Origin of the sequence: Rhizobium tumorigenes, from assembly GCF_003240565.2 — a bacterium.
Classification (GTDB): domain Bacteria; phylum Pseudomonadota; class Alphaproteobacteria; order Rhizobiales; family Rhizobiaceae; genus Rhizobium; species Rhizobium tumorigenes.
On record NZ_CP117255.1, the window covers coordinates 2,820,703 to 2,846,351 of the forward strand.

Annotated in this window: 30 protein-coding genes; 19 read left to right on the forward strand and 11 right to left on the reverse strand. The window is 62.3% G+C overall.

What is annotated here, in order from left to right; all coding sequences use genetic code 11:
- Nucleotides 1-73 precede the first annotated feature (73 nt).
- Complete coding sequence (locus tag PR017_RS13795; RefSeq protein WP_111219944.1) at nt 74-481, reverse strand: hypothetical protein; 408 nt, start codon at nt 479-481, stop codon at nt 74-76.
- Nucleotides 482-729: 248 nt separating this feature from the next.
- Here PR017_RS13795 and PR017_RS13800 point away from each other — a divergent pair, with 248 nt between their 5' ends.
- The gene (locus PR017_RS13800) at nt 730-984 is read left to right on the forward strand and encodes a PilZ domain-containing protein (RefSeq protein ID WP_111220051.1); all 255 of its coding nucleotides are present in this window, start codon (nt 730-732) and stop codon (nt 982-984) included.
- Between the two features lie 20 nt (nt 985-1,004).
- Here PR017_RS13800 and PR017_RS13805 read toward each other — a convergent pair whose 3' ends face one another.
- Nucleotides 1,005-1,280 (reverse strand): hypothetical protein, encoded by a 276-nt coding sequence (locus tag PR017_RS13805; protein WP_111219942.1) that lies wholly within the window; start codon nt 1,278-1,280, stop codon nt 1,005-1,007.
- A 245-nt stretch (nt 1,281-1,525) separates the two neighbouring features.
- Here PR017_RS13805 and PR017_RS13810 point away from each other — a divergent pair, with 245 nt between their 5' ends.
- Both PR017_RS13810 and PR017_RS13815 read left to right on the forward strand, forming a co-directional pair.
- Entirely contained in the window at nt 1,526-2,116 is a 591-nt protein-coding gene (locus PR017_RS13810) for a YqaA family protein (protein ID WP_111219940.1), read from the forward strand.
- Between the two features lie 19 nt (nt 2,117-2,135).
- Nucleotides 2,136-2,651 carry a disulfide bond formation protein B gene (locus PR017_RS13815; RefSeq protein ID WP_111219938.1) on the forward strand — a complete coding sequence of 172 codons (516 nt, stop codon included), beginning with the start codon at nt 2,136-2,138 and terminating at the stop codon, nt 2,649-2,651.
- A gap of 14 nt (nt 2,652-2,665) precedes the next feature.
- On the opposite strand, the gene PR017_RS13820 is transcribed toward PR017_RS13815, so the two are convergent.
- Nucleotides 2,666-3,223: an HNH endonuclease gene (locus PR017_RS13820; protein WP_111219936.1), complete on the reverse strand. Its 558-nt coding sequence runs from the start codon at nt 3,221-3,223 to the stop codon at nt 2,666-2,668.
- A 111-nt stretch (nt 3,224-3,334) separates the two neighbouring features.
- Nucleotides 3,335-3,979 carry a DNA-3-methyladenine glycosylase family protein gene (locus PR017_RS13825; protein ID WP_111219934.1) on the reverse strand — a complete coding sequence of 215 codons (645 nt, stop codon included), beginning with the start codon at nt 3,977-3,979 and terminating at the stop codon, nt 3,335-3,337.
- Between the two features lie 48 nt (nt 3,980-4,027).
- On the opposite strand from PR017_RS13825, the gene gluQRS reads away from it, so the two are divergent.
- A complete protein-coding gene (gluQRS, locus tag PR017_RS13830) occupies nt 4,028-4,909 on the forward strand; it encodes a tRNA glutamyl-Q(34) synthetase GluQRS (protein WP_111219932.1) in 882 nt (293 codons plus the stop codon).
- Here gluQRS and PR017_RS13835 read toward each other — a convergent pair.
- Nucleotides 4,874-5,788, reverse strand: a complete 915-nt coding sequence (locus PR017_RS13835) for a YihY/virulence factor BrkB family protein (protein ID WP_111219930.1) — start codon at nt 5,786-5,788, stop codon at nt 4,874-4,876. The genes gluQRS and PR017_RS13835 overlap by 36 nt on opposite strands.
- Before the next feature lie 98 nt (nt 5,789-5,886).
- Between PR017_RS13835 and PR017_RS13840 the strand changes: the two genes are divergently transcribed.
- The 6 genes from PR017_RS13840 (at nt 5,887) to PR017_RS13865 (ending at nt 10,434) form a co-directional block, all read left to right on the forward strand.
- Entirely contained in the window at nt 5,887-6,720 is an 834-nt protein-coding gene (locus PR017_RS13840; protein ID WP_111219928.1) for an SDR family oxidoreductase, read from the forward strand.
- Between the two features lie 18 nt (nt 6,721-6,738).
- Nucleotides 6,739-6,942 carry a twin transmembrane helix small protein gene (locus PR017_RS13845; RefSeq protein ID WP_111219926.1) on the forward strand — a complete coding sequence of 68 codons (204 nt, stop codon included), beginning with the start codon at nt 6,739-6,741 and terminating at the stop codon, nt 6,940-6,942.
- A gap of 10 nt (nt 6,943-6,952) precedes the next feature.
- The gene (locus tag PR017_RS13850; RefSeq protein ID WP_111219924.1) at nt 6,953-7,531 is read left to right on the forward strand and encodes a cob(I)yrinic acid a,c-diamide adenosyltransferase; all 579 of its coding nucleotides are present in this window, start codon (nt 6,953-6,955) and stop codon (nt 7,529-7,531) included.
- Nucleotides 7,532-7,705: 174 nt separating this feature from the next.
- Nucleotides 7,706-8,455: an electron transfer flavoprotein subunit beta/FixA family protein gene (locus tag PR017_RS13855; RefSeq protein WP_111219922.1), complete on the forward strand. Its 750-nt coding sequence runs from the start codon at nt 7,706-7,708 to the stop codon at nt 8,453-8,455.
- Between the two features lie 22 nt (nt 8,456-8,477).
- Complete coding sequence (locus tag PR017_RS13860; protein WP_111219920.1) at nt 8,478-9,407, forward strand: electron transfer flavoprotein subunit alpha/FixB family protein; 930 nt, start codon at nt 8,478-8,480, stop codon at nt 9,405-9,407.
- 145 nt (nt 9,408-9,552) lie between these two features.
- Nucleotides 9,553-10,434, forward strand: a complete 882-nt coding sequence (locus tag PR017_RS13865; protein WP_111219918.1) for a 3-hydroxybutyryl-CoA dehydrogenase — start codon at nt 9,553-9,555, stop codon at nt 10,432-10,434.
- Nucleotides 10,435-10,449: 15 nt separating this feature from the next.
- Here the strand turns inward: PR017_RS13865 and PR017_RS13870 are convergent, their stop codons facing one another.
- Together PR017_RS13870 and tlpA are read right to left on the reverse strand one after the other, a co-directional pair.
- Nucleotides 10,450-11,820: a tetratricopeptide repeat protein gene (locus PR017_RS13870; protein WP_111219916.1), complete on the reverse strand. Its 1,371-nt coding sequence runs from the start codon at nt 11,818-11,820 to the stop codon at nt 10,450-10,452.
- 144 nt (nt 11,821-11,964) lie between these two features.
- Nucleotides 11,965-12,630, reverse strand: a complete 666-nt coding sequence (tlpA, locus tag PR017_RS13875) for a thiol:disulfide interchange protein TlpA (RefSeq protein ID WP_111219914.1) — start codon at nt 12,628-12,630, stop codon at nt 11,965-11,967.
- A gap of 23 nt (nt 12,631-12,653) precedes the next feature.
- On the opposite strand from tlpA, the gene argH reads away from it, so the two are divergent.
- From argH to PR017_RS13895, 4 genes are all read left to right on the forward strand, one after another.
- On the forward strand, nt 12,654-14,057 hold the full coding sequence (argH, locus tag PR017_RS13880) for an argininosuccinate lyase (RefSeq protein WP_111219912.1): 1,404 nt from the start codon (nt 12,654-12,656) through the stop codon (nt 14,055-14,057).
- Between the two features lie 102 nt (nt 14,058-14,159).
- Nucleotides 14,160-14,354, forward strand: a complete 195-nt coding sequence (lptM, locus tag PR017_RS13885) for an LPS translocon maturation chaperone LptM (protein ID WP_111219910.1) — start codon at nt 14,160-14,162, stop codon at nt 14,352-14,354.
- Nucleotides 14,355-14,368: 14 nt separating this feature from the next.
- Complete coding sequence (gene lysA / locus PR017_RS13890) at nt 14,369-15,637, forward strand: diaminopimelate decarboxylase (protein WP_111219908.1); 1,269 nt, start codon at nt 14,369-14,371, stop codon at nt 15,635-15,637.
- Nucleotides 15,638-15,888: 251 nt separating this feature from the next.
- Complete coding sequence (locus PR017_RS13895; protein WP_111219906.1) at nt 15,889-18,600, forward strand: TIGR02302 family protein; 2,712 nt, start codon at nt 15,889-15,891, stop codon at nt 18,598-18,600.
- A gap of 59 nt (nt 18,601-18,659) precedes the next feature.
- Here the strand turns inward: PR017_RS13895 and PR017_RS13900 are convergent, their stop codons facing one another.
- The 3 genes from PR017_RS13900 to PR017_RS13910 all read right to left on the reverse strand — a co-directional run bounded on the left by PR017_RS13900 (nt 18,660) and on the right by PR017_RS13910 (nt 20,488).
- The gene (locus PR017_RS13900) at nt 18,660-19,019 is read right to left on the reverse strand and encodes a response regulator (RefSeq protein ID WP_111219904.1); all 360 of its coding nucleotides are present in this window, start codon (nt 19,017-19,019) and stop codon (nt 18,660-18,662) included.
- A 133-nt stretch (nt 19,020-19,152) separates the two neighbouring features.
- On the reverse strand, nt 19,153-19,695 hold the full coding sequence (gene hpt / locus PR017_RS13905; RefSeq protein ID WP_111219902.1) for a hypoxanthine phosphoribosyltransferase: 543 nt from the start codon (nt 19,693-19,695) through the stop codon (nt 19,153-19,155).
- 67 nt (nt 19,696-19,762) lie between these two features.
- On the reverse strand, nt 19,763-20,488 hold the full coding sequence (locus PR017_RS13910; RefSeq protein WP_240538972.1) for a hypothetical protein: 726 nt from the start codon (nt 20,486-20,488) through the stop codon (nt 19,763-19,765).
- Nucleotides 20,489-20,667: 179 nt separating this feature from the next.
- Between PR017_RS13910 and ftsE the strand changes: the two genes are divergently transcribed.
- The 4 genes from ftsE to PR017_RS13930 all read left to right on the forward strand — a co-directional run bounded on the left by ftsE (nt 20,668) and on the right by PR017_RS13930 (nt 24,028).
- A complete protein-coding gene (ftsE, locus tag PR017_RS13915; RefSeq protein ID WP_111219900.1) occupies nt 20,668-21,327 on the forward strand; it encodes a cell division ATP-binding protein FtsE in 660 nt (219 codons plus the stop codon).
- The gene (locus PR017_RS13920) at nt 21,320-22,339 is read left to right on the forward strand and encodes a cell division FtsX domain-containing protein (RefSeq protein ID WP_206423165.1); all 1,020 of its coding nucleotides are present in this window, start codon (nt 21,320-21,322) and stop codon (nt 22,337-22,339) included. The genes ftsE and PR017_RS13920 overlap by 8 nt, the downstream gene beginning before the upstream one ends.
- A gap of 115 nt (nt 22,340-22,454) precedes the next feature.
- Nucleotides 22,455-23,138 (forward strand): YdcF family protein, encoded by a 684-nt coding sequence (locus tag PR017_RS13925; protein WP_240538980.1) that lies wholly within the window; start codon nt 22,455-22,457, stop codon nt 23,136-23,138.
- 86 nt (nt 23,139-23,224) lie between these two features.
- The gene (locus PR017_RS13930) at nt 23,225-24,028 is read left to right on the forward strand and encodes a lysophospholipid acyltransferase family protein (protein WP_111219896.1); all 804 of its coding nucleotides are present in this window, start codon (nt 23,225-23,227) and stop codon (nt 24,026-24,028) included.
- A gap of 2 nt (nt 24,029-24,030) precedes the next feature.
- Here PR017_RS13930 and PR017_RS13935 read toward each other — a convergent pair whose 3' ends face one another.
- Nucleotides 24,031-24,564, reverse strand: a complete 534-nt coding sequence (locus PR017_RS13935) for a gamma-glutamylcyclotransferase (protein WP_111219894.1) — start codon at nt 24,562-24,564, stop codon at nt 24,031-24,033.
- 50 nt (nt 24,565-24,614) lie between these two features.
- Between PR017_RS13935 and PR017_RS13940 the strand changes: the two genes are divergently transcribed.
- Complete coding sequence (locus PR017_RS13940) at nt 24,615-25,631, forward strand: DUF2125 domain-containing protein (protein WP_111219892.1); 1,017 nt, start codon at nt 24,615-24,617, stop codon at nt 25,629-25,631.
- Nucleotides 25,632-25,649: the final 18 nt, after the last annotated feature.

The following is a 25,649-nucleotide window of genomic DNA, read 5'->3' on the forward strand; positions in this document are numbered from 1 at the left end:
TGAAATCTGAATCTTGTATGCCGGTGGGCTGGGTGGCGAGACGAAATAGTAGCCGTTGGCTTTTGTACCTATCTCATACGCGGCAACTGAATTTGCAAAAACTACCAAAGCAGCGAAACTCATAAGCAATTTGTGCATTGAAGCCCCCAACGCACGCTGCATAGCGCAGAAAAATCTGCTGAATTTCCGGCACTCCATGCCACGTCACCTGACAAACGTCATTTCCATATTGATGGAACTGCATGACCAACAGACATTTATTGTCGACGGTGGGCTGATCTTGCTGTAACGCCGCCGCATGCTCCGAACAGTCGTTATGTATTATTTGATCTCTTGTCTCAGTGCTGCGGCATTTGGAGGGCTGGCTTATTATCTGTACCTTAAGGGTGCCGATGATTATCGCACTTCGATCGACGAACCCGTCAATACGAAGCCTGTCGCGAAAAAAGGCGACCGCCTGAAGCCCTCGGATGTAGTGCATCAGGGCAGACCGGGTTTGTAAACGGCACTGATTGCTTGCTGCGCATATGCCGCGCGCCGTCTCCAAAGATCAGGTCTATCTGCCTGGGCCCTCTCAGCAGACAACCCGGTTGGCATATACAGAGTCCGAACCGCTCCACCCACCCTACAATTTTTGCCTTACGAAAACTTGCAGCATCGGCTTTCATATACCGTCAATCTTTTCGTCCGTTAGATCGAAGCCACGAACCCGGCTTCAGGATGCCCGTCTTGCAAAATCGAGAAAACGTTCGATCACGGTCTTTCCTAGGGGCGAAAATTGTCCTGGACGGCGGCTATTCCGTGTTTGATTGCATCGTCAGGGACATTTCGCCGGCCGGTGCGCGGCTGAAGGTGCAGAACGCCGTCTCCATACCGGATACCTTCAAACTGCTGCTGTCCGATGGACGCAGCTTCGATGCCACCGTCAAATGGCGTCGCATCGATTCCGTCGGCATCAGCTTTCCAGCGGCCGACATCGGATAACCACGCAGATTCAACCCGCCTCAGCCAAGCGGCCAGTAGACGTCCGAGCGAAAATCGTCGGGAATGCGCTCGAGCCGGGCCAGCGTTTCTGCGGCATAGGCGATCTGCATCTGGAGATAGCGCAGCGCCTTTGGCATTGCGGTGCCCGTGGCGAATTCGCGGATGCGCCACGTGTCGTAGCCGGCCAGTCCGATGCGCCGCCTGGCTTCGGCATGAACATCGGCGGCAGTCGGCCGCACCGTTGGCGCCATCAGCCGCGCTGCACTCCTGCCACCCTCGATCACCAGAAGCTTCATGGCCTGCTCCACAGAATCGCTTTGCAAAGAGTGTGCGCCGTAAAAGTGGATTTGCAATGCAGCAGACACGAAGCTGCCGCCCGCTGCAGCGCGATTAGGCCCGGCGTGACAAGTTTGCGACAGCGCCCGGCCTCGACGCCATCACGAAAATTTTGCACAGGGCAGGTAGAAGCCGGCGCCGGCGCCATTTACAGCCCCGGTCGAGCCCCCTAAAGCTCTTGCACTGCAACCGGGAAAGGGAAAGCATGCTGCGCAGACTGTACGACTGGACCATGTCGCTCGCCGGCCGGCCCTCAGCCGAAATCTGGCTCGCAGTGATCGCCTTTGTCGAAAGCTCGGTCTTCCTTGTGCCGGCCGACGTGATGCTGCTGCCGATGACGCTCGCCAAACCCAATCGCGCCTATCGTTATGCGCTGATCGCGACTGTCGCCTCCGTGCTCGGCGGGATCGCCGGCTGGGCCATCGGCTATTATGCCTTCGAGACCGTCGCCAAGCCGATCCTCGAATTCTACGGCAAGCTCGAAGCCTTCGACAAGCTGCGCAACGGCATCACCTACGAGACCGTCGTCCTCCTGCTGGTGACCTCGGGCCTCGCTCATCTGCCGCCGATCAAGGTGGTGACCATCCTGTCGGGCGTTGCCAACATCAATCTCGGCCTGTTCATCATTTCCGCCATCGTTGCCCGTGGCGCCCGGTTCTTCTTTCTCGCCTGGCTGCTGCAGCGCTACGGCGAGCCGATCCGCCATTTCATCGAAAAACGCCTGGGCCTGATTGCCGGCGCCGTCGCGGCTGTGCTGATCCTGCTTTATATCGCCCTGCATTTCCTGACGCACTGAACGACCCCGGAGCCATGCCATGACCGAGACGATCAACCCCGCCCGCCCCGCATTCGGTTACGCAGCACTTCTGGCACTCGGCATGGCGGCCACCGTCGGCTCGGCGCTCGGCTTCCAGTATATCGGCGGCTATACCCCTTGCGAACTCTGCCTGATGCAGCGCCTGCCCTACTACTATGGCATCCCCGTCGCCATTCTCGCAGCGCTGAGCGCACTGTTCGGCATGCCCGCCTGGCTCACCCGCGCGCTGCTTGCAGTGGCCGGCATCATGATGCTGGTGGGCGGCGGCATGGGCGTCTATCACGCCGGTGTCGAATGGAACTTCTGGGAAGGGCCGTCTTCCTGCACAGGACCGGCCTTCTCGTCCACGACGCCTGCCAGCGGTGGCGTGCTCGGCAGCCTCAACAAGGTGCATGGTCCGTCGTGCTCGGTGGCTGCGCTGCGCGTGCTCGGTCTTTCGATGGCCGGTTGGAATGTCATTGCCAGCCTCATCCTGGCCGCCATCGCCGTTGCCGGCTTCCGCAAGGCGGCGTGAGCAAACCGCAGCCGTCAGGGCTGCAGTTCGGTATCCCAGTAGAGATAGTCGAGCCAGCTTTCGTGCAGATAGTTCGGCGGAAACAGCCGGCCGTTATTGTGCAGGTCTTGCACGGTCGGCTGGTACGGCTTCTGCGCCGGGAACATCTGTGCCTGCTTCGGCAGCTTGCTTCCCTTGCGCAGATTGCAGGGCGAGCAGGCGGCAACGACATTCTGCCACGTCGTTTCGCCGCCATGGGCGCGCGGGATGACGTGGTCGAAGGTCAGATCGTCATGGGCGCCGCAATACTGGCATTCGAAGCGATCGCGCAGGAAAACGTTGAAGCGCGTAAAGGCCGGATTGCGGGACGGCTGGACATAGCTCTTCAGGCAAACGACGCTCGGCAGACGCATGGAGAAGCTCGGCGAAGAGACCGAGTGGTCGTATTCCGCGATGATATTCACGCGGTCTAGGAAAACGGCCTTGATCGCGTCCTGCCAGGACCACAACGACAAGGGATAATAACTCAGTGGCCGGTAGTCAGCGTTCAGGACGAGCGCCGGCAAGGCCTGGGGCGAAACTGCAATCGTCAAGGAAATCCTCCCGGTCGATTCATCTGCAGCACCATATTAGGCCTGTTGTTACAGGAATGTGAAGTCCAATAAATTCAGTGCAGAGCAGCATTTTTGGCATCCATTGGCCGATCACCCGACGGGCAGCGCGACACGCGCCGTGCGAACCGCGTAAAATGCCCAAAAAAGCCGTGCCGCCACTGACCGCCACGGCGCCCACGCCGTTGCCAGCACAACCACCTGCCTGGCCGACGGGCGCGTTTCCATCCCGAATGCCATGCCGACTGCCGCCTGCAGCGCCACGTCGCCCGCCGGAAACAGGTCGGCATGTCCGCAGCAGAACATCAGGTAGACCTCCGCCGTCCAAGGGCCGATACCCTTCACCGCCATCAGCCTGGAAAGCCCCTCTTCCGGGCTTTTCGCACCGAGATCCATGAGGTCTATCCGGCCCTCCACGACAGCTGCTGCCACTCTCGACAGCGTCTCCGCCTTGCCGCGCGACAGACCGAACTCGCGCCAGGCATCGGGCGCCAGTGACACATAGGCCTCGGCGCGCGGTGGCCCTCCGGCCGCACACATCCTGGCCCAGATCGCTTCGGCGCTCGCCCGCGACACCGCCTGCGAGACGATGACATAAGCCAGTCCGGCAAAACCGGGTTCACTCAGCCGCAACGGCAGAGTGCCGCACAGTGCGGCGATCGGGCGCAGGCGCGGGTCGATATCGAGCAACGCCTCCAGGCCCTCCGCAATGTCGCCGGCGTCGCGGATAATACGCATGTACTCACTCCTGTTGGCCGAAGCCCGAAAATCGTGGCAGAAGAAAGCATGATCGACCCGCCCCGTCAAAAGCCGACCTTCCGCTTTGCGCCAAGCCCGAATGGGCCGCTGCATCTCGGCCACGCGCTGTCGGCGATCCTCAACCACGATATGGCGAAGGATGTCGGCGGCCGTTTCCTGCTGCGGATCGAGGATATCGACCTCGCCCGATGCACGCCGGAGCTGGAAGCCGCAGTCCTCTCGGATCTCGACTGGCTGGGGCTCGACTGGGAGCGACCGGTGCGCCGGCAATCGGAGCATTTCGACAAGTACCAGAGCGCCCTCTCCACGCTGATCGGGCGCGGCCTCGTCTATCCCGCCTTCATGACGCGCGGCGAGGTCCGCCAGAGGGTCCGTGAGGCCCAGCAATCCGGCTTGCCCTGGCCCCGCGATCCCGATGGCGCGCCGCATTATCCGGCAGACGACCGCGACCGCAGCGACGCCGAACGTCGACGCCGGATCGACGCCGGCGAGAAACATGCCTGGCGGCTCGACATGGCGAAGGCACTTGCCGCCGTCCCGCAGACGCTGTCGTGGATGGAGAGCGGCGACGGCCGGCGCGGCGAGATCGCGGCCGAGCCAGGCGCCTGGGGCGATGTCGTCCTGTCGCGGTCGGATGCGCCGTCCAGCTATCACCTCTCGGTGGTAGTCGACGATGCCGCGCAGGGAATAACCCATGTGGTGCGCGGTCTCGACCTTTTCGCCGCGACCTCCACCCACCGCCTGCTGCAGGCCCTGCTCGACCTGCCGCAGCCGCTCTACCATCATCATCGGCTGATTACGGATCCCGATGGACGGAAGCTCTCAAAAAGCTTCGGCGCCGTCGGGCTGGCAGCCCTCAGGGAGGAAGGCCTGTCACCGGCGGATATCCGCCGACGGATCGGGCTTTGAGGCACCGCCGGCATCAAGCCCGTAGTAATTGCGCGCAATCATCCGGCGGACACGGAATTTCATCAACGCAGCATTGATCTCGGCACCGATGATGAAGATCACCCCGACCATATAGAGAAACACCAGGACGATCATGACAGACGCCAGGCCCGCATAGGTGGCGGTGTAGTTGGCGAAGGTCTGCAGATAATAGGCAAAGATCAGCGCACCCGCGAGCCACGACAGAAGGGTCAGCAGCACACCCGGAACGACATCCAGCACCTTGCGCCGCCCGGCCGGCAACCAGAGATGGACGATCAGCAACCCGGCGGTGAGCGCAAACAGCGTGCCGTAGATACGCCAGCTCGCAACGATATCCAGCGTATCGGCAAGCCAGGGCAGCTTGACCCGGATGTAGTCGAGCACCACAGGCACGGCCAGCAGCAGGATGCTGATCGCCGCAAAGATCAGCACCGCAATCAGCACATAGCCGAGGCTGGCGAGCCGGGTGAAATACCACGGCCGCGTTTCCGGCACGCGGTAGGCGCGATTGAGCGAGATGCGCAGCGCCTCGACGCCGTTCGAGGCGAAATAGGCGGCGGCCAGCACGGAGACGGTCAGCAGTCCGCCGCGCGGGATCGTCAGCACCTGCAGCAATTGGTCGGCAAGCGGCTTGGCAATGGTCTCTGGCCAGGTGTCGAAGATCAGGTGGATGGCCGTGCCGGAAAACTGGCTCGCACCGAGAAAGCTCGCCAGCGCGGTGCCGAAGATGAGAAAGGGAAAGACAGCAAGAAGCGTCGACAGGGCGACGTGGCTTGCCATCGCAAAGCCGTCGTCCTCGATGAAGTGAAAGATCGCGTCGTAGACCACCTTGTAGAGCGTACGAAGAACCGTCTGCATTCCATCTCCGCAGTGCCCGGTCGGCGACCGTGGGTGAGTTGATTGTATCGTCGCTGCGAATATGGGAAACGACACATGCTTTGTACAGGAATCATTGCATGATGGATCACCGCGTCATCATCATTACGGGCTGTTCGACCGGTATCGGCGCCCATTGCGCCCGGGCACTGAAGGCCGATGGCTGGCGGGTCTTTGCGACCGTCCGGAAAGATAGCGACCTTGCCCCGCTCGAGGCCGACGGCATCGAGGTGATGGTCATGGACTACACAAAGACCGCAACCATCACGGCGCTGGTCGAAACGGTCGCCGCGCGCACTGGCGGACGCATCGATGCGCTGTTCAACAATGGCGCCTATGGCCAGCCCGGCGCGGTCGAGGACCTGCCAACGGACATATTGCGGGAACAATTCGAGACCAACCTGTTCGGCTGGCATGAGCTGACGCGGCAGGTCATTCCGCTGATGCGCCGGCGCCGACAGGGTCGCATCGTCCAGTGCTCGTCGATCCTCGGCCTTATCCCCTACCGGTTTCGCGGCGCCTACGCGGCCTCCAAATTCGCGCTGGAGGGACTGAGCATCACCATGCGGATGGAACTGCAGGGATCGGGCATCCATGTCAGCCTGATCGAGCCCGGGCCGATTACCTCGCAGTTCACGGCGACGGCGCTGGCGCGCTTTGAAGCCAATATCGATATCGAGGGCTCGCCGCATGCAGCCGAATACCGCCGGCAGCTGGCGCGACTGAATGGCACAGGCCCCATCAATCGTCACAAACTCGGTCCCGAGGCCGTTTATTCTGTGCTAAAGCATGCGCTGGAGGCGAGGAGGCCTCACCCGCATTATCTGGTAACGACCCCTGCCAGGCAGGGAGCGTGGTTGAAGCGGCTTTTGCCGGCCGATCTCTTCTACCGCCTGATGCGTCGGTTCGATTGAGGAGGGAGGATCAGTTCGATGTCTACTTTTACCTATATTCTTGCGATCATCTTCATGGGCCTCGTCGCCATCGTTCTGGTGCGCGGCCTGTTCAACATGACGCGCGGCGACAATCCAAGCCTGTCCAACCGGTTGATGCAGATGCGCATCCTCCTGCAGGCAGTAGCGATCATCCTGATCATGCTGACCCTGTGGCTGACCGGCGGCGGGCGACCTACCTGAGGCGAAAACCATGGTCAAACTCAACAAGATCTACACCAGGACAGGCGATGACGGCACGACGGGACTGGTCTGCGGACCGCGCCGGCTGAAGCACGATTTGCGCGTCGAATCCTACGGCACCATTGACGAAGCCAATTCGGCGATCGGCATCGCAAGGCTGCACAGCCACACCATGCCTGTGCTCGACATGATGCTGATGGCGATCCAGAACGACCTGTTCGACCTCGGTGCCGACCTGTCGACGCCGGAAACCGACGAGCCTCCGGCATGGGAGCCGCTGCGTGTCATCGATACGCAGGTCGAGCGGCTAGAACGCGACATCGACTACCTCAACGTCGAGCTTCAGCCGCTGACCTCGTTCGTGCTGCCCGGCGGCAACGCGGCAGCGGCCCACCTGCATCTAGCCCGCACGATCGCACGCCGGGCGGAGCGGCTGATGGTGGAGTTGTCCCACACCGAGGGCGAGCGCGTCAGCGCCCCGGCGCTGCATTACATCAATCGCCTCTCCGATTTCCTGTTTGTCGCTGCAAGGCACGCCAACGACCACGGTCGTGCCGACGTGCTCTGGATACCGGGCAAGAACCGCTGACGACGGTTCCTGCATGTGCTCTGCCGCGACGATTTCGCAACCCCGGCAAAATCGACCTTTTGCGGCGGGCAAGCGTTGTATTTGGAGAAAAAACGCGTATCGATGTCGCCAATCGACAAATGGATTGGCGCTAAAAAGCGCATTTTCCGGGCGACCAGTTGAAGGAAGGATTGCATGAAAATTCTCGTAACCGTGAAGCGGGTTGTCGACTACAACGTCAAGATCCGCGTCAAGCCGGATGGCACAGGCGTCGAGCTTGCCAACGTCAAGATGTCGATGAACCCGTTCGACGAAATCTCGGTCGAGGAAGCGCTCCGCATGCGCGAGGCCGGCAAGGCAACGGAAGTGGTCGTCGTATCGATCGGCCCGGCCAAGGCCGAGGAAACGCTGCGCACAGCGCTCGCCATGGGCGCCGACCGCGCCATTCTGGTCGAGACCGACGATGCCGTCGAGCCGCTGAACGTCGCCAAGATCCTGAAGGGCGTTGCCGATGCCGAGCAGCCCGGCCTGATCATCGTCGGAAAGCAGGCGATCGACGACGACAGCAACCAGACCGGCCAGATGCTGTCAGCCCTGATGGGCATCGCCCAGGCAACCTTCGCGTCGAAGATCGAGATCGGCGATGGCAAGGCCACCGTCACCCGCGAAGTCGATGGCGGACTGCAGACCATCGACATCAAGCTGCCAGCCGTCGTCACCTCTGACCTTCGCCTCAACGAACCGCGCTATGCCTCGCTGCCAAACATCATGAAGGCCAAGAAAAAGCCGCTCGACAAGAAGACTCCAGCCGATTTCGGTGTCTCGACGACAGCACGGCTCAAGGTGTTGAAGACGGAAGAGCCCGGCGGTCGCAAGGCGGGTGTCAAGGTCGCCTCGGTCGCCGAACTGGTGGACAAGCTCAAAAACGAAGCCGGCGTGCTCTAACTTACGGAAAGGACGATCCAAAATGGCCATTCTTCTTCTGGCTGACCACGCCAATGTCAGCCTTTCCGACCAGACCGCCAAGACGCTGACCGCCGCGGCTAAAATCGGCGGCGACATCCATGTGCTGGTATCCGGCAAGGGCGCGCGGGCTGCGGCTGACGCTGCTGCAAAGCTGTCCGGCGTCTCCAAGGTACTGCTCGCCGAAAGCGACGATCTCGCCAACAATCTTGCCGAACCTCTGGCTGACCTTATCGTCTCGCTGGCCGGCAGCTACGACACGATCATCTCGGCTGCCACCTCGGTCGGCAAGAATGTCCTGCCGCGCGTTGCAGCGCTGCTCGACATCGCGCAGATCTCGGAAATCATCGAGGTCGTTTCACCCGATACGTTCAAGCGGCCGATCTATGCCGGCAATGCCATCCAGACGGTCCAGTCGACCGACGCCAAGAAGGTGATCACAGTGCGCACGGCATCCTTCGCTTCGGCAGAAGAAGGCGGCTCGGCTGGGGTGGAAGCCATCTCAGCTGTCGCCAATCCCGGCCTGTCGACCTTCGTCGGTGATGCGCTGTCTTCTTCTGACCGCCCGGAACTGACCTCGGCCAAGATCATCGTTTCCGGCGGCCGCGCGCTCGGCTCGGCGGAAAAATTCCGGGAAGTCATCCTGCCGCTTGCCGACAAGCTCGGTGCTGCCGTCGGCGCATCGCGCGCTGCGGTCGATGCAGGCTATGCGCCGAACGACTGGCAGGTGGGACAGACCGGCAAGGTCGTTGCGCCCCAGTTGTACATCGCAGTCGGCATTTCCGGCGCCATCCAGCATCTCGCCGGCATGAAGGATTCGAAGGTCATCGTCGCCATCAACAAGGACGACGAAGCACCGATCTTCCAGGTGGCCGATTACGGTCTGGTCGGCGATCTGTTCGAGCTTCTGCCGGAGCTTGAAAAGGCGCTTTGAGCCGACCGGAGCCGGTTTGTCCCATGCGGACGACTGGAAACTTTGCTCTTATCAGTCTATCAATAATGCCGGGCTAGAGATGGCCCGGCATTATTTATGAACGGACGGGCCGCATCGATGAAATGCGCCGACCAAGGAGTGGGCGATGAGCACGATTTTGAACGCGATCGGTATTGTCGGCGCCGGCCAGATGGGCTGCGGCATTGCCCAGGTTTCGGCAATTGCCGGCTACAAGGTTCACATCTACGACCTTTCGCAGGAGCGCATCGAAAGCGCACTGGCGACCATCAACGGCAACCTCGCCCGCCAGGTTTCATCAGGCAAGATGACCGATGACAATCGCAAGACCGCTCTGGCGCTGATTTCCGGCTCCGCCGATGTCAACGATCTGGCGCCCATGGATCTGGTCATTGAGGCGGCCACCGAAGAAGAAAGCGTCAAACGCAAGATCTACACCCAGGTCTGCGCCGTGCTGAAGCCGGACGCCATTCTCGCCACCAACACCTCGTCGCTGTCGATCACCCGGCTTGCCGCGTCCACCGACCGCCCGGAACGCTTCATGGGCATCCATTTCATGAACCCGGTCCCGGTGATGAAGCTGGTCGAACTGGTGCGCGGCATCGCCACGGAAGAAGCGACCTTCAAAGTGGCGCGCGACTATGTGAGCTCACTCGACAAGACCTTCACCGTTTCGGAAGATTTCCCCGCCTTCATCGTCAACCGCATCCTCCTGCCGATGATCAACGAGGCCATCTACACGCTCTATGAAGGCGTCGGCACCGTGGATGCCATCGACACCGCGATGAAGCTCGGCGCCAACCATCCGATGGGCCCGTTGCAACTCGCCGATTTTATCGGTCTCGATACCTGTCTGTCGATCATGCAGGTGCTGCATGACGGCCTGGCGGACTCGAAATACCGACCCTGCCCGCTGCTGGTGAAGTATGTCGAAGCTGGCTGGATCGGCCGCAAGTCAGGCCGCGGCTTCTATGACTACCGTGGCGAAGTGCCGGTCCCGACGCGCTAAGAACCATCCGTCGTCTCAGGCGATAGCAGGTCGCCCCGTCATAACCCGGTACTCGCTTGCCCGCTGCTCCAGTAGACGCTCGAAGGCGGCCTTGATCGCCAGCACGTAGGGCGTCTTGTATTCGAACCCCGGATTGTCGCTGTGGATCAGCATCGAGGCGTTGACCTCGAAGACTACGACCCTGCCCTCGGCATCGAGCGCGCAGTCGATGCCGCAATAATCGAGACCGATCTGGCGGCGAATGGTCTCCAGCGCCGCCATGCCCGATACACCGAAAATGCTGGCCGGATCGGCAAGGAACGCCTGTTCTTCCGTCCGCATCCATTCCACATCGCCCATCCGGGTCGATGCATGATGCACCTTCCAGCCGTCGCCGATTGCCAGGTGGTAGGGAAGAATTTCCTCGCCGACGAACAGGAAGCGATATTTCCGGAACAGCCCGTCGGCGGAGCGGTAGTCGACATAGTCCGTCAGGTAGAGCATGCGCTCACCGGCTTCCTCGGCAAAATCCAGCAACGCGTCGGGGCTGTCGACAAGCTCCATCATTTCGCCGCCATGGGTAGTCGCATGGCGGACGATGACCGGTAGGGACGGCGTGGCCTGGTCGCGCACGCGGCGGCAGAGGTCCCCGGCATCGATGCGCACCGTTGCCGGCATCACCGTATCCGCAACATGGGCCAGTCGCTGCGAGATCGATTCTCGATCCGTCCCCAGGATCAGCCGGGGATGGTTGACCACCGGCCTCCCGAGCGAGTCCGCAAGATCGATGGCCGAGGCAATGACATCGAGCCCGAAATCCGTTTCGGAAACGAGGTTGACGACGACATCGACGCGGGGGTCCCGAACGTCAGGATCGTTGCGATAGCCGCGCAGCACCATGATCACTTCGCTGTCGAAGCGACCGCCATTGATCAGATCCTCGTAGGGCGTATTGCCGGCTTCGGGCGAGAACAGCATGAGGATGCGAAATCTGGCCGGCTTCTGCGCGGCCGGATAGTTGCGTACCACGCCCTTTTCGGCGACGGTCAGAAAGCAGGCATGGGCTCCCGCCGCATTGCCGAGCCTCAGCTCGAAAGTACCGCACAGAAGCAGCGCCTCCTGGCTTTCCGGATCGAGACGCAAGGCCGCTTGTGCAGTCTCCAGCGCTTCCAGCCTGCGGCCAAGCTGCTCGAACGCCTGCGCCTTGTTGCAAAGGCACTTGATATGGCCGGGCAAGCGGGCCAACCCCTTGTCATAAGCCTCGATCGAAAGGGTGAACTGCCCCATGCGCTGCAGAAAGTTTCCGCGTTTCAACCATGCAGCAGCCTCGTCGTCGGCAGAAAGGCCGATCATCGGTGCCATGATTGTGGAAACGTGCTGCGAAAAATCCGCCTCGGGCTGGCTCATCGGTATGGCTCTCAACAAAAGAAAATGACGGGCAATGCCGCGACTTTAGAGAGCGGGCCTTACTCCAGGGTGACGCCAACGATGAAAGAGCCCGACCTGCAGCACCCGCGGATGAGGAGCCGGGGCACAACCTTTGGCTCAGGCTTACAAGGCTGTCGCGGCCTTGATCAGCCCCTTGGCGTCTTCGCTGTCCCAGGCGGCCGGGCCATTCATGGCCGACACCAGGCAACCCTTGCCGTCCAGCAGCAATGTCACCGGCAGGCCGAAGGCCAGGCCCTGCTTCTTCAGCGCATTGAAGACGCCCATGCTGTTGTCGCGGTAGTAGCCGAGCGTATCGATACCGTTGTCGCTGCGAAAGGTCTTGGGCTTCTCGTCGTCGCCGGTGTCGATGTTGACAGCCACGACCTCGAACTTGTCGTTGCCCATCTGCTTCTGAAGGGCGTTCAGCGCCGGCATCTCCTCGCGGCAGGGAACGCACCATGTCGCCCAGAGATTGAGCAGCACGGTCTTGCCGGCAAAATTCTCGACCGAAAGGGGCTGGCCGTCAGCCCCCTTGAAGGCAACGCCTTGCAGCGACAGCGGCTGCTGGGCTCCGACCATGGCCGCGACCTGGCCCTTGGTGAAGGGTGTCAGCGCAGCGCCCTTGGCCTTGGCCGGCTGGCAGTCGCCGGCATCGGCGGTTTCGGTCGTCCCATTGCCAGACCCCGCCTGCTTCACGTATACCGCTGCCGCACCCGCGACGACGCCGGCAACGGCTGCGATCAGGACCAATTTCAAAGACGGCAGACCGAACGGCTTCTTTGCTGTCATTTCGTTCTCCAGATAGGCATCTCATGGCTGACGACACCAACGACACCAGCGCCTCCAACCAGATGTGGGGCGGACGTTTCGCGTCCGGTCCCGCCGCCATCATGGAGGAGATAAATGCATCCATCGGTTTCGACAAGAAGCTGTTTGCGCAGGACATCCGCGGCTCTGTCGCCCACGCCACGATGCTTGCCCATCAAGGCATCATTTCGACGGAGGACAAAGACAAGATCGTTCACGGCCTGAACACGATCATGTCAGAAATCGAGAGCGGCAATTTCGAATTTTCCCGCAAGCTCGAAGACATCCACATGAACATCGAGGCCCGGCTTGCGACATTGATCGGCCCCGCTGCCGGCAGGCTTCACACCGCCCGTTCGCGCAACGACCAGGTCGCCCTCGACTTCCGTCTCTGGGTGAAGGAAGAGTTGCAGCGCTGCGAACAGGCGCTGACCGGCCTGATCGCCGCCTTCCTCGACCGCGCCGAAGAGCACGCCGACACCGTCATGCCCGGCTTCACCCATCTGCAGACCGCCCAGCCTGTGACATTCGGTCACCACTGCATGGCCTATGTCGAGATGTTTGGCCGTGACCGCTCGCGCGTTCGCCACGCCATCGAGCACATGGACGAATCGCCGATCGGGGCGGCGGCGCTGGCCGGCACCGGCTTCCAGATCGACCGCCACATGACAGCCAAGGCACTCGGCTTCCGCGAGCCAACCCGCAATTCAATCGACACAGTATCGGACCGCGACTTCGCGCTGGAATTCCTGTCGATTGCCGCCATCGCCGGCATGCACCTGTCGCGTCTGGCCGAAGAAATCGTTATCTGGTCGACCCCGCAATTCGGCTTCGTGCGCCTGTCCGACGCGTTTTCCACCGGCTCGTCGATCATGCCGCAGAAGAAGAACCCCGATGCCGCCGAACTGGTGCGTGCCAAGACCGGCCGCATCAACGGCTCGCTGGTGGCGCTGCTGACGATCATGAAGGGGCTGCCGCTCGCCTATTCCAAGGACATGCAGGAAGACAAGGAACAGGTCTTCGACGCCGCAGAGAGCCTGGAACTGGCCATTGCCGCCATGACCGGCATGGTCCGCGACATGACAGTCAACGTCGCGCGCATGAAGGCTGCCGCCGGCTCCGGCTATTCGACTGCCACCGATCTTGCCGACTGGCTGGTCCGCGAGGCCGGACTGCCGTTCCGCGACGCCCATCACGTCACCGGCCACGCCGTGGCGCTGGCGGAAAGCAAGGGCTGCGAACTGGCGGAACTTTCGCTCGACGACCTCAAGGCCCTGAACGCGGCGATCACAGCCGAGATTTTCGACGTCCTGACCGTCGAAGCCTCGGTTGCCAGCCGCAAGAGCTTCGGCGGAACCGCCCCCTCCGAAGTCCGCAAGCAGATCGCCTACTGGCGCGCCCGGAACTGACTGGAAGGCCGCAAGCCGCAACGCAACAATCAGGGTGCACAAGGCGCTGAAACTTCGCTATGAAGGTCTGCCTGCCCGACGCCGCGCCTCAAGAGGAAATCGATGCAAACCAACGTGCCGCACATCATCCGCATGACCCTCGTGCTTTCGCTCATGGGTCTCGCCACCGTTGCGTGCGGCCGCAAGGGCGATCTCGATCCGCCGAGCGTCAACGCCACCAAGGGCGGCGACACCTCGAAGCCGACCAAGCAACCGGGTACGGCCGACAAGCCTTTCATCCTCGATCCGCTTCTTTAGAACAGGCCACCGCCGTGAACCATTTCCAGTATCGCGACGGCGTTCTCTACGCCGAGGACGTTGCCGTTTCGAAGATCGCCGAGACGGTTGGCACGCCTTTCTACTGCTACTCCACGGCTACGCTCGAGCGGCATTACCGGGTGTTTTCGGAAGCCTTCCACGGCGTCGATGCCATGGTCTGCTACGCGATGAAGGCCAATTCAAACCAGGCGGTGCTGAAGACGCTGGGCCGCCTCGGTGCCGGCGTCGATGTGGTATCCCTCGGCGAACTCACACGGGCGCTGGCCGCCGGCATTCCGGCCGAACGCATCATGTTTTCCGGCGTCGGCAAGACCGCGCTTGAAATGGATGCAGCTCTCGAGGCCGGCATCTACTGTTTCAACGTCGAATCCGAGCCAGAACTGGAAGTCTTGAACCAGCGCGCCGTCCGCGCCGGAAAAAAGGCGCCAGTCTCCTTCCGTATCAATCCCGATGTCGATGCGCGCACCCATGCAAAGATCTCGACGGGCAAGAAAGAGAACAAGTTCGGCATCTCCTATGAGCGTGCCCGGGCCGTCTATGCCCGCGCAGCCACCCTGCCGGGCATCGAGGTGACTGGCATCGACATGCATATCGGCAGCCAGATCACCGAGCTGCAGCCATTCCAGGCAGCCTTCAAGCTGCTTCGCGTACTCGTCGAGACGCTGCGTGGCGAAGGCCATGCCATCCACCACGTCGACGTCGGCGGCGGGCTCGGCATTCCCTACCATGACGACAACAATCCGCCGCCATCGCCGGACGCCTATGCCGAGATCGTCAGGAATGAGTTGAGCCAGCTGAACTGCCGTATCATCACCGAGCCGGGCCGCCTGCTGGTCGGCAATGCCGGCATCCTCGTCACCGAGGTGATCTACGTGAAGGATGGTGGCGAAAAGAGCTTCGTCGTCGTCGATGCCGCCATGAACGACCTCATTCGCCCGACGCTCTACGAGGCCTATCATGAGATCCGCCCGGTCGTCGTAACCGCCGCCAGCGCGCCGCGCATCAAGGCCGATGTCGTCGGCCCAGTCTGCGAGACCGGCGACTACCTGGCGCTCGACCGCGAGATGAGCATGCCGAAGCCCGGCGACCTGCTGGCTGTTTCCTCCGGCGGTGCCTACGGCGCCGTGCAGGCCGGCACCTACAATAGCCGGCTGCTGGTGCCGGAAGTGCTGGTCAAGGGCGACGAATTCCATGTCGTCAGACCGCGCCAGACCTATCAGGATCTGATCGACCTCGATTCCCTGCCGGCCTGGCTTGCCTGATCCCGTCTTCGAATTAAAGCAAAGACGCATGGAAAAACCGGCTTTGTCGTCGCACGCCCTCGTCTTCGCCACAAAGAATGCTATCCTTCCGCAAGCGCTGCTTCCTCGGAGGCGCCGGCCCATGGGCGCCGCGCCCTTGGAACGGCAATGACGATGTGGGGCGTTTTCAGGCGGCGCACGGTCGCCGGAGCAACTCTTCGTCCCGGTGATAAGCGTCGGCCAGCAACACCAGTTCGGGGAACAGCGAACCGATGACCAATGCGAGCAAAGACAGGAAAGGCGCTTTTGCCTCCCGGCCGGCGCTCGCACGCCTGGTCGCGACCAAGCGTTTCCTGGCGAGAGCGGTCCTCGTCTCCGAGCAGTTGCTGCCGATGTTGCTGCCCCTGGCATGCGTGGCTGCCCTCTATGTCTCAGCCTCATGGTTCGGTCTGTTCCGCATCTTGCCGACTGTCCCGAGGCTGGCGCTGCTGGGCATCTTCATCATCGCGCTCGTCGCCTCCTTCATTCCATTCCGCCGCCTGCACTGGCCGACCGCTCTCGATGCCGACCGGTTGCTCGAAGAGCGCAACGGCCTGTCGCATCAGCCGGTCGCAGTGCAGGAGGACGAACCTGCCTTCGAGACGCCCTTCGCGCGAGCCCTCTGGCGCGAACACCAGACACGCATGGCGGAACGGATCGCATCCCTCGATGCCGGCCTGCCGCGCCCCGATATCGCCCGTCACGACCCATATGCGCTGCGTGCCTTCCCGGCCCTGCTGCTGGCGGTCGCCTTCGGCTATTCGATGTCGAACAGCGCCGGCACGCTGGGCGACGCCTTCGACCACCCTCTGGCGTCAACCAACGCCCCCGACCTGCGCATCGACGCCTGGGTGACCCCGCCCGCATACACAGGCCAACCGCCCGTCTACCTGACCGGCACGGCAGCCACTGCCGCCGGCGCGATCTCCGTCCCGCAATTTTCCGAACTGACCGTCCGCGTCACCGGCGGTGCCGGCAGCGAAACGGTGCTGTTCCAAGACACCGGTAGCAAGAGCGGGACCGAGGTTGCGTTGCAGGAGGATGCGCCGGCTGCCAAGGCGGGTTCGCCCACGGCTCAAACGCCGCCTGCCGCTGCCGATGCCACCGAAGCCGCGGCGCGGACCCATCAGATGAAGCTCGACAAGGGCGGGACGCTCTCGGTCAACGGCCGGCAATGGGCGTTCAACGTGCTCGCCGACAAGCCGCCGGAAATCGTTTTCGACGGGCTCCCGCACGCGACCGTCAACGGTGCTCTCGAAATCGGCTTCAGGGCGAAGGACGACTACGGCGTGGACGAAGCCCACGCTGAAATAGTACCCGTCGATGCCGACCCGCAGGCAACGCCGCTCTATGCGGTGCCGGACTACAAGTTCGAGTTCTCCCGCCGCAATCGCAAAGACGTGAAAGGGCTGGGCAGCCACGACCTGACCCAGGATCCGCTTGCCGGAAAGCGCGTCCGGATCACGCTGGTTGCCCGCGATGGCGCCGGCCAGACCGGTCGCAGCCCACCGCACGAGATGACCATGCCGGCCCGCAACTTCAACGAACCGCTGGCCGGTGCCGTTGCCGAGCAGCGGCAGGTGTTCGCCCTCGACACCCGCAAGATGCCGGATGCGATCCAACTGAACGAAGCGCTGACGATCCGCGCCGACGAGACCGTCCCGAACCTCACCCACTACCTGCTGCTCCAATCGGCGCAGGCACGCATGCGGCTTGCCCATGACGATGCGTCTCTGAAGGATACCGCCGACTATCTCTGGCAGATCGCGCTCGGCATGGAAGACGGACAGCTTTCGGACGCCGAGAAGCAATTGCGCGACGCCCAGCAGAAACTCTCGGAGGCGCTGCAGCGCAACGCTCCGGATTCGGAGATCAAGAAGCTCACCGACGAATTGCGCAAGGCAATGGACGGCTACATGAAGGAGCTGGCGCAGCGCATGCAGAACGCGCCAAACCAGCCGAACCAGAAGAATGCGAGGGTTTTGCGCCAGCAGGATCTCGAGCGGATGATGGACCAGATCGAAAATCTTGCCCGCTCCGGCAACCGCGATGCGGCCCAGCAGATGCTGTCCGAACTGCAGCGGATGATGAACAACATGCAGGCAGGCCGCCCACAGCAGGGACAGCAGCAGCAAGGCAAGGACGACAGCAAGGGCCGCCAGCAGATGGACAAGCTCGGCCAGATCCTGCGCGAGCAACAGAAGCTGATGGACAAGACCTTCAAGCTCGACCAGGCCATGCGCAACAAGATGCAGAGCGGCGATCCGAACGAGGATATGGACCCCTTTGCCCAGCCGATGCCGGGCCCGCAGGGGCAGCAGCCTCCGGGACAACAACAGCCGCAGCAGGGTCAGCAACCGCAGGATCCGCAGCAGGGCCAAGGCGAACAGCAGGGCCAAGGCCAGCAGAAGGCGCAGTCGCCGGAAGACGACATGACGGAAGACCAGCTGCGCGAAGCACTGAAGGCCCTGAAGGAGCAGCAGAACGCTCTGGAAAAGCAGCTCGGCGAATTGCAGAAGGGTCTCGGGGAGATGGGCGTCAAGCCGGGCCCGGGCTTCGGTCAGGCACAGCGGGAAATGCAAGGCGCCGGCGGCGCACTCGGCAAGGGCGATGGCGAGAAGGCGACGCAGGGCCAGGGCCGTGCTCTGGAAGCGCTGCGCCAGGGTGCCCGCGACATGCTCAACCAGATGATGCAGGCGCAGCAGGGACAAGGCCAAGGGCAGCAGCAGGGCCAGGGTCCGGGCAATCCGGGAGGCCGGGATCCGCTTGGGCGCGCCACGGCAGACGGCAATGGTCCGCTCGACGACGGCAACACCAGGATACCGGACCAGATCGACGCCCAGCGGGCCCGTGAGATCCTCGACGCCATCCGCCAGCGGCTCGGCAACAATCCGACCCAGGAAGAAGAACGGCGCTATCTGGAGCGCCTGCTCGATATCCAGTAGAAGGCGCGACCCTCAACCGTGCAGGCCGATATCGGCCTAGGGGGTGTCGAGGCGTCGCGTCAAGCGGCAAGCGCCAGCGCAACGGCCTTGCGGATGTCAGGAAGGGCAAAGGGCTTGGAGACCACGTCGACGATCTTCTCCATGAGGTCGTCGGCGCGTTCGCGCTGTTCGGCATAGCCGGTCATCAGCAGGATCTTCATGTCCGGCCAGTGCGAAGACGCCTGGTGGGCCAGCTCTATGCCGTCCATCACCGGCATGCGGATATCCGACAGCAACAGATCGAAGCCGCCGCCCTGCAGCTTCTCCAGCCCCTCGGCGCCATCGGCCGCTTCCTCCGTTTCGTGACCGTCCATGCGCAACGCGCGAGCGACGAACCGGCGCAGCGAATCTTCGTCTTCGGTGATCAGAATTCTTGCCATGTGCATCGCTCCGTCGGACGGTCATGTCCCTGGCAGCGAAATCACCAGACTTTCCTTTGCGATCGGTAAACGGCACGTCGAAGAACCGGTCGCATGGTTAACAAGGCGTCTGTGACAGGCGCCCCGAAATGGCTCAGGCGTCGCCGGTGACGACACCGACGAAAGGCAATTCGCGGAAGGCATAGGCGACGTCCATGCCGTATCCGACGACGAAATAATCCGGGCATTCGAAGCCGACATACTCGGCCTCGATCTTTTCCTGGCGCTTGACGCTCTTGTCGAGCAGCACAGCCACCGAGACATTTCTGGCGCCACGCTCATAGAGCATTTCCTTGGCGAACCGCAGCGTCCGGCCGGATTCGAGGATGTCGTCGATCAGCAGCACGTCCCGGTCGCGCACGTCGCTGTCGATATCCTTGACGATCCGCACACCCTGCGACACCGTGCCGGTGCCGTAGCTGGAGAGCGTGACGAACTCGACCTCGGGCGCCAGCCCGGTATCGTGCAGCGCCCGCAGCAGGTCGGCGGCGAAGATGAATGAGCCCTTTAGGATGGCAATGACCAGCAGGTCCTTGGTCGGTCCCTTGGCAATCTCGGCGGCCAGTTCGAGATTGCGTGCGGCAATCTGCGCGGCGGTGAAAAGCGGCTCGATGTTTTTTCCGCGAACGACTGGCATGGTCGGCAGGCTCCCTGGGCATCATCGGCGGAAGGCCCGCCGGTTGGAGCAACAGCCGTTAGCACAATCACCGCCCGTCGGCACCCGCCTGGACAAAGGAAAGCCGAACCTCTGGCATTTTTTCCCCTTGGTGCGGCAATCGCGCCGAAAAGCCACGGCTCTCGCCTCCGCCGATCCGCTCGCTGGGTGGCGCGATCATCACACTCGCCAGCAACTGGTCGCCATCGTAGAGATCGGCCCGGATCTCCGACAAGGACCGGCCGGCTGCGGTGACGTTATCGATGATGCCGTTGAGCACGAGGATATGCATGCCGTTGGCATCGCGCGGCGTCAGCGAGACATGGGTGAACTGCAATGGTGCCGCAGCGATCGGCGGGACCCGCACCGGCGCTTCCGCCAGGCCGGAAAAACCGCCGACCAGACCGAACACCAGCACGAAAAGCGCCACGATCAACACCGCGAAGCTACGACCGGACGCCCGTTGCAACCAGCTTTCCCCGGCGCGCAGGAAATAGACGAGCGCCGACAGGAGAGCGGCAGATGCCATGCCCTTGCGCGGCTGCGGATAATGGCGTCTGTGGTTGTCGTTACCGCTGCGGCCCGAAAAATTGCTGCTACGGCCCGGCTGGACGATCACGAATTCGGCGTCGACGATATCGTCCGACCGCTCGAAACGACGAAGTGATCGCGTTGGCTGTTGCGCCTCTGGCGGGATCAGATCATAAGCCAGTCCCGTCTGATGGTGGCGATTGCGAAATGCGCCCATGGTGACGTCCTCTGTGGTGATCCACATCGTTTCATCGGCGCCGGCAAACGGGCCATTGAAAGGAATCCCACCTAGAAGTAAATTTGAATGGTTAATGCTTCGCAAAGATGGTCGCCGAAGCAGCTTGGGTCCGGCAAACTTTACGGTCCGTTAACCCTGTTGGTTAACAAGTCAGCGATCGAAACCGCGGAAGACTGGGCTGCCCGTTGATTCATTTTGAAAACGTCGGTTTGCGTTATGGCATGGGCCCGGAGATTCTCCGGGACATGACCTTCGACATTCCGAAAAAGTCCTTCCAGTTCCTGACCGGCCCCTCGGGCGCCGGCAAGACGACGCTTTTGCGCCTTCTGTTCATGTCGCTGCAGCCGACACGTGGCCTGATCCGCATGTTCGGCCGGGACATTTCCGCCATTCCCCATAGCGAGCTGCCGCTGCTGCGTCGGCGGGTCGGGATCGTTTTCCAGGATTTCCGCCTGCTCGACCATCTCACCACCTATGAGAACGTGGCCCTGCCCTTGAGAGTCCGCGGCAAGGACGAAAGCTCCTACCGCAACGATGTGCTCGAATTGCTAAAATGGGTCGGCCTCGGCGAGCGTATAAACGTGCTGCCGCCGGTTCTGTCCGGCGGCGAAAAGCAACGTGCCGCCATCGCCCGTGCGCTGATCGACCGCCCGGAAATTCTGCTCGCAGACGAGCCCACGGGCAATGTCGATCCGCCAATGGCCCGCCGGCTGCTCAATCTCTTCCTCGAGCTTAACCGGCTCGGCACTGCCGTCGTCATCGCCACCCATGACCTGACGCTGATGGACCAGGTCGAAGCGCGCCGCATGATCCTCTCCGAGGGGCATCTCGACATCTATGATTGAACCTGATGTCCCCAGCAGGCAGGCGCGTCCGGACGCGCAGACGCCAGCCGAAGCGAGGCGGCCGGCAATGCGCGTGCGCCCGACCGGCCCGATCGTTCCGTCCTCCAATATCCAAGGCAATGCACTGATGGTGGTGATCGCCATCATGGCTTTCCTCGCCTGCCTGACACTCGGCGCGGTCAGCATGGTACGCTCGACGGCCGCCAGCTGGGAAAGCCAGATCGCGCGCGAAATCACCATCCAGATCAAGCCCGACGACGATCTCGACATGGAGAAGGCGCTGGTCAAGGCCCGCGATATCGCCATGACCTTCGTCGGCACCAAGACCGGGCAGATCGTCGACGAGGCGGCCACCGCCCGCCTGCTGGAGCCGTGGCTCGGCTCGGGCCTCGATCTCAAGGAACTGCCCGTGCCCCGGCTGGTCATCGTCACCATCGACGAAACCCACCCGCCGGATTTCGCGGCGATGCGCGCTTTGCTGAAGGATGCGATCCCGCAGGCCTCGCTCGACGACCACCGCACATGGGTCGACCGGCTGGTGTCGATGGCTCACACCACGGTCATGATCGGCACCGGCATCCTGCTCTTGGTGTTCACGGCGATGGTGCTGACGGTGGTCTTTGCCACCCGGGGCGCACTGTCCGGCAATCGTCACATCGTCGAGGTGCTGCATTTCGTCGGCGCCGAAAGCGCTTTCGTTGCCAAGGAATTCCAGAAGCATTTCCTGAAAATCAGCTTCAAGGGCTCTGCAGTCGGCAGTGCCCTGGCAGCGCTTTTCTTTGCCGCCGCAGGCTTGCTGCAGCGCCACACGATTGCCACCCCGCAAACCGACCAGGCCACGGCGCTGTTCGGCACTTTCTCGGTCGGCGCACTCGGCTATCTCGGCATTTTCGCGACGATGGTAATCATCGCACTGCTGACGACGGTCACCGCGCGGTTCACGGTGATGCGAACCATCTACGAGATCGACCAGATCCGATCGGACCCGAGCAGGAGCGACAATGCGACCTGAGCTTAAAACTATGGCTGATCTGCCATCAAACGGCCCGGACACGGCCCTAGTCTGGCGGAACTGACGTTTGGCAACCATGGAACAGATGACACGAAACACGCTCGATCCGGCGACGATGCAGCAGGCAGCAGGTGGTGAAAATCCCCCGCGCCGCAGCGTTTTCCGTCGGATTATGCGTTGGACGGGCTTTGCCACCATTCTTGCCGGCGCCATCCTTTTCGGTGGCTTCCTGCGCTTTGCTGATTCGGTCACCACCCTACGGCCGCCACTTGATCCAAAGGCCGACGCCATCGTCGTGCTCACCGGCGGCTACCAGCGTATCGACCAGGCGATCGAGCTTTTGCGCAGCGGCGCCGGAAACCGGCTCCTGATATCGGGCGCCTATCCCGCCACGACCCGCAAGCAGATCGCCAAGGCCACACAGACGCCGCCGGATCTCTTCGCCTGCTGTGTCGACATCGGCTACGACGCCATCGACACGATCGGTAATGCCAGCGAAACGGTGAAGTGGATCCATGCCAAGGGCTACAAGAGCGTGCTGGTCGTCACCAACAACTACCACATGCCGCGCAGCATAGCGGAACTGCGCTATGCCGACCCGGAAATGGATTTCATTCCCTATCCGGTCGTCAACTCGGACCTGAAGACCAAGGCCTGGTTTACCGACCCGAATGCGCTGCGCACCATGCTCTCCGAATATGCCAAGGTGCTCCTGACCGGTGGTCGCAACCTGTTTGGTTTTGCCCGCCCGGCAGGCCTTCGCTCGCAGGAGCAGGACGACGCGCAGCACAAGGGCTAGCATCGGCGCCTGCCGTCTTTTTATTGCGATCGATATCGTGTAGGCACGGGATCAGACGCCGTCACCCGGCGTGTCGGGACAGCTTCATGATCACCGTTCGTTCGATCCTCTTCAATGCCGCCTTCTATCTGAACCTGATCATCCGGATGATCGTGCTTTCGCCCATCTATTTCCTGATGCCGCGCAAGGCCGGTTATGCCATTCCCAAGGCCTGGGCCACATCCAGCGTCTGGCTGATGGAGAAGATCGTCGGCACCACCTTCGAGATCGAGGGTCTCGAGAACATTCCGAAGGGCGGCTATATTTTTGCGCCGAAGCATCAGTCGTTCTGGGATACGTTTGCGCTGCTCCCCTACCTCGACGATCCCGTCTACATCCTGAAGCGCGAGCTTTTATGGATCCCGCTGTTCGGCTGGTATGCCAAGAAGCAGCAGATGATCCCGGTCAACCGTGGCGCCCGCGGCAAGGTGATGGTCGAGGTCCTCAGGCGCACGCGCGAGGTTCTGGCGGCAGGCCGACAGCTGATCATCTACCCCGAGGGCACGCGCCGCCCGCCCGGTGCCGAGCCCGTCTACAAATACGGCATTGCGCGCATGTACCGAGATCTCGATGTGCCGGTGGTGGCGGTCGCCATGCACCCCGGACTGTTCTGGCCACGCCGCGATTTTCGTCGCTATCCCGGCCATTTCAAGGTCCGCATTCTGCCCCCGATCCAGCCGGGTATGGACCCGGATGCCTTTTTCGCCCACCTGATCAAGGTGACCGAGGCTGCCAGCGACGAGCTGCTGCTGGAAACCGTGGCCCGCAATCCGGACCTGCCGCTACCGCCGACGGCCATCGAAAGACTGGTAATCCTGCGCAGTTCGACCTCGGCAGAGGCCAGCGGCTGAACTCAGGCAGCGCCTCGCAAACGCAACACCTCCTCATTGACGCTCTCGAGCCAGGCATCGCGGATGCCAGCCTCGCGGAGATGGGTGAGCGTATTGAACACATAGGCATCGTTCGGCCCGGACTGGCCGACGGAGACATCGACGATGCGGGCAGCTGTCAGCGGGTCGAGCGCGCCGGCATATTGCCGGTGATGGCGGTCGACCACATAGGCAACAGCCGTCACCCGCCGGCCGTCCGCAAGCCGGATCGGAGCGAGGCGCTCGAGATAGACCTTGGTCACCAGTTCCCGCTCCCTGAGGTAGGAAAGCACTGCATCCCGGTCAGTGTCGGCCACCCGAAACGCCACGCCACGGCAGGCGCCACCACGGTCGAGGCCGAGCACCAACCCGGGGCTGGCCTCGCTGCCGCGATGCACCCAGGAATAAACACAGAGCGAACGGCGATAACCGAAAATGACGGCATCCGCTTGTTCCAAAAAGGCGAAACCCGGATTCCACATGAGCGATCCGTAGCCAAACACCCAAAATTCGTCCATATCCAAAGCCATACTCACATCAGCATTGCTGTGCACCATTGGAGAACATCATGTCAGCGTCAAGCCAGAGCGAGCGATCCGGCAGAGGCTTCAGGGGGATGTTCATCCTTTTGGGGATCATCGTCCTGCTGGCCGCAGTCTACACCGCCGGCTGGTTCTATGCCGCCTCGGCGCTGAAGACCAATGTCCTGCGGGCGCTGGGCAAACAGGATGCGGCAGGCTTTACCGGCCAGTGTACGGACCTCGACCAGCAGGGCTTTCCCTTCCGCATCGGCCTGACCTGCTCCAAGGTTCAGATCGACGACCACACACGGGGTGTCTCCGCCACCTTCGACGACCTCAGCGCCTCGGCTCACGTCTACGCGCCGGGCAACATCGAGTGGCAACTGAATTCCCCGGCGGAGATCCGCACGTCGCAGGGGCTGACCATCTCCTCCGAATGGGCAGCGCTGCAATCTACCATGGTCACCCGGGGCAACGGCATCGAGCAGGGCGCCACCACCATCAACGGCCTCAAGACCGCCGTCGTCTCCTCGGCGACTGGCCAGACGGTGAATTTCACTGCCGACAAGACGGAGATCCATGTCCGCCAGAACGGCGAAGATCTCGAAGCCGTCTTCGAGGTGAAGAACTCCAACGCCGTCATCAAGGATTTCCCGCAGCTCCCAGCACTCGCCGCCGAGATCGATGTGACGCTGACCGGCAAGGCAGGACTGCTTGACGGCAGCGAAAAGGACGGGCGCGGCCTGTTTGGCGCATCGGGTATCCTGCGCAAGGTGACAACCGATATCGGCGACGGCCGTATCATGACCCTGTCAGGACCATTCTCCTTCGACGACGACGGCTTTCTGTCCGGCCAGTTCAAGCTGGAGATCCAGCAGATCAGCCATTGGCGCGACAGCATCAAGCAGGCGATCCCTGCCGCCAAGCAGACGGTGGACATGGCGGGCAAGCTGCTGAAGGCGCTCGCCGCCGGCGAGGACAAGGTGTCCGTCGATCTCACCGTCGATCACGGCGCGGTCACGCTCAGCGGCTTCATCCCGGTCGGCAAGATCCCGCCGATCTGAGGCGGTACGCGTTGAGAC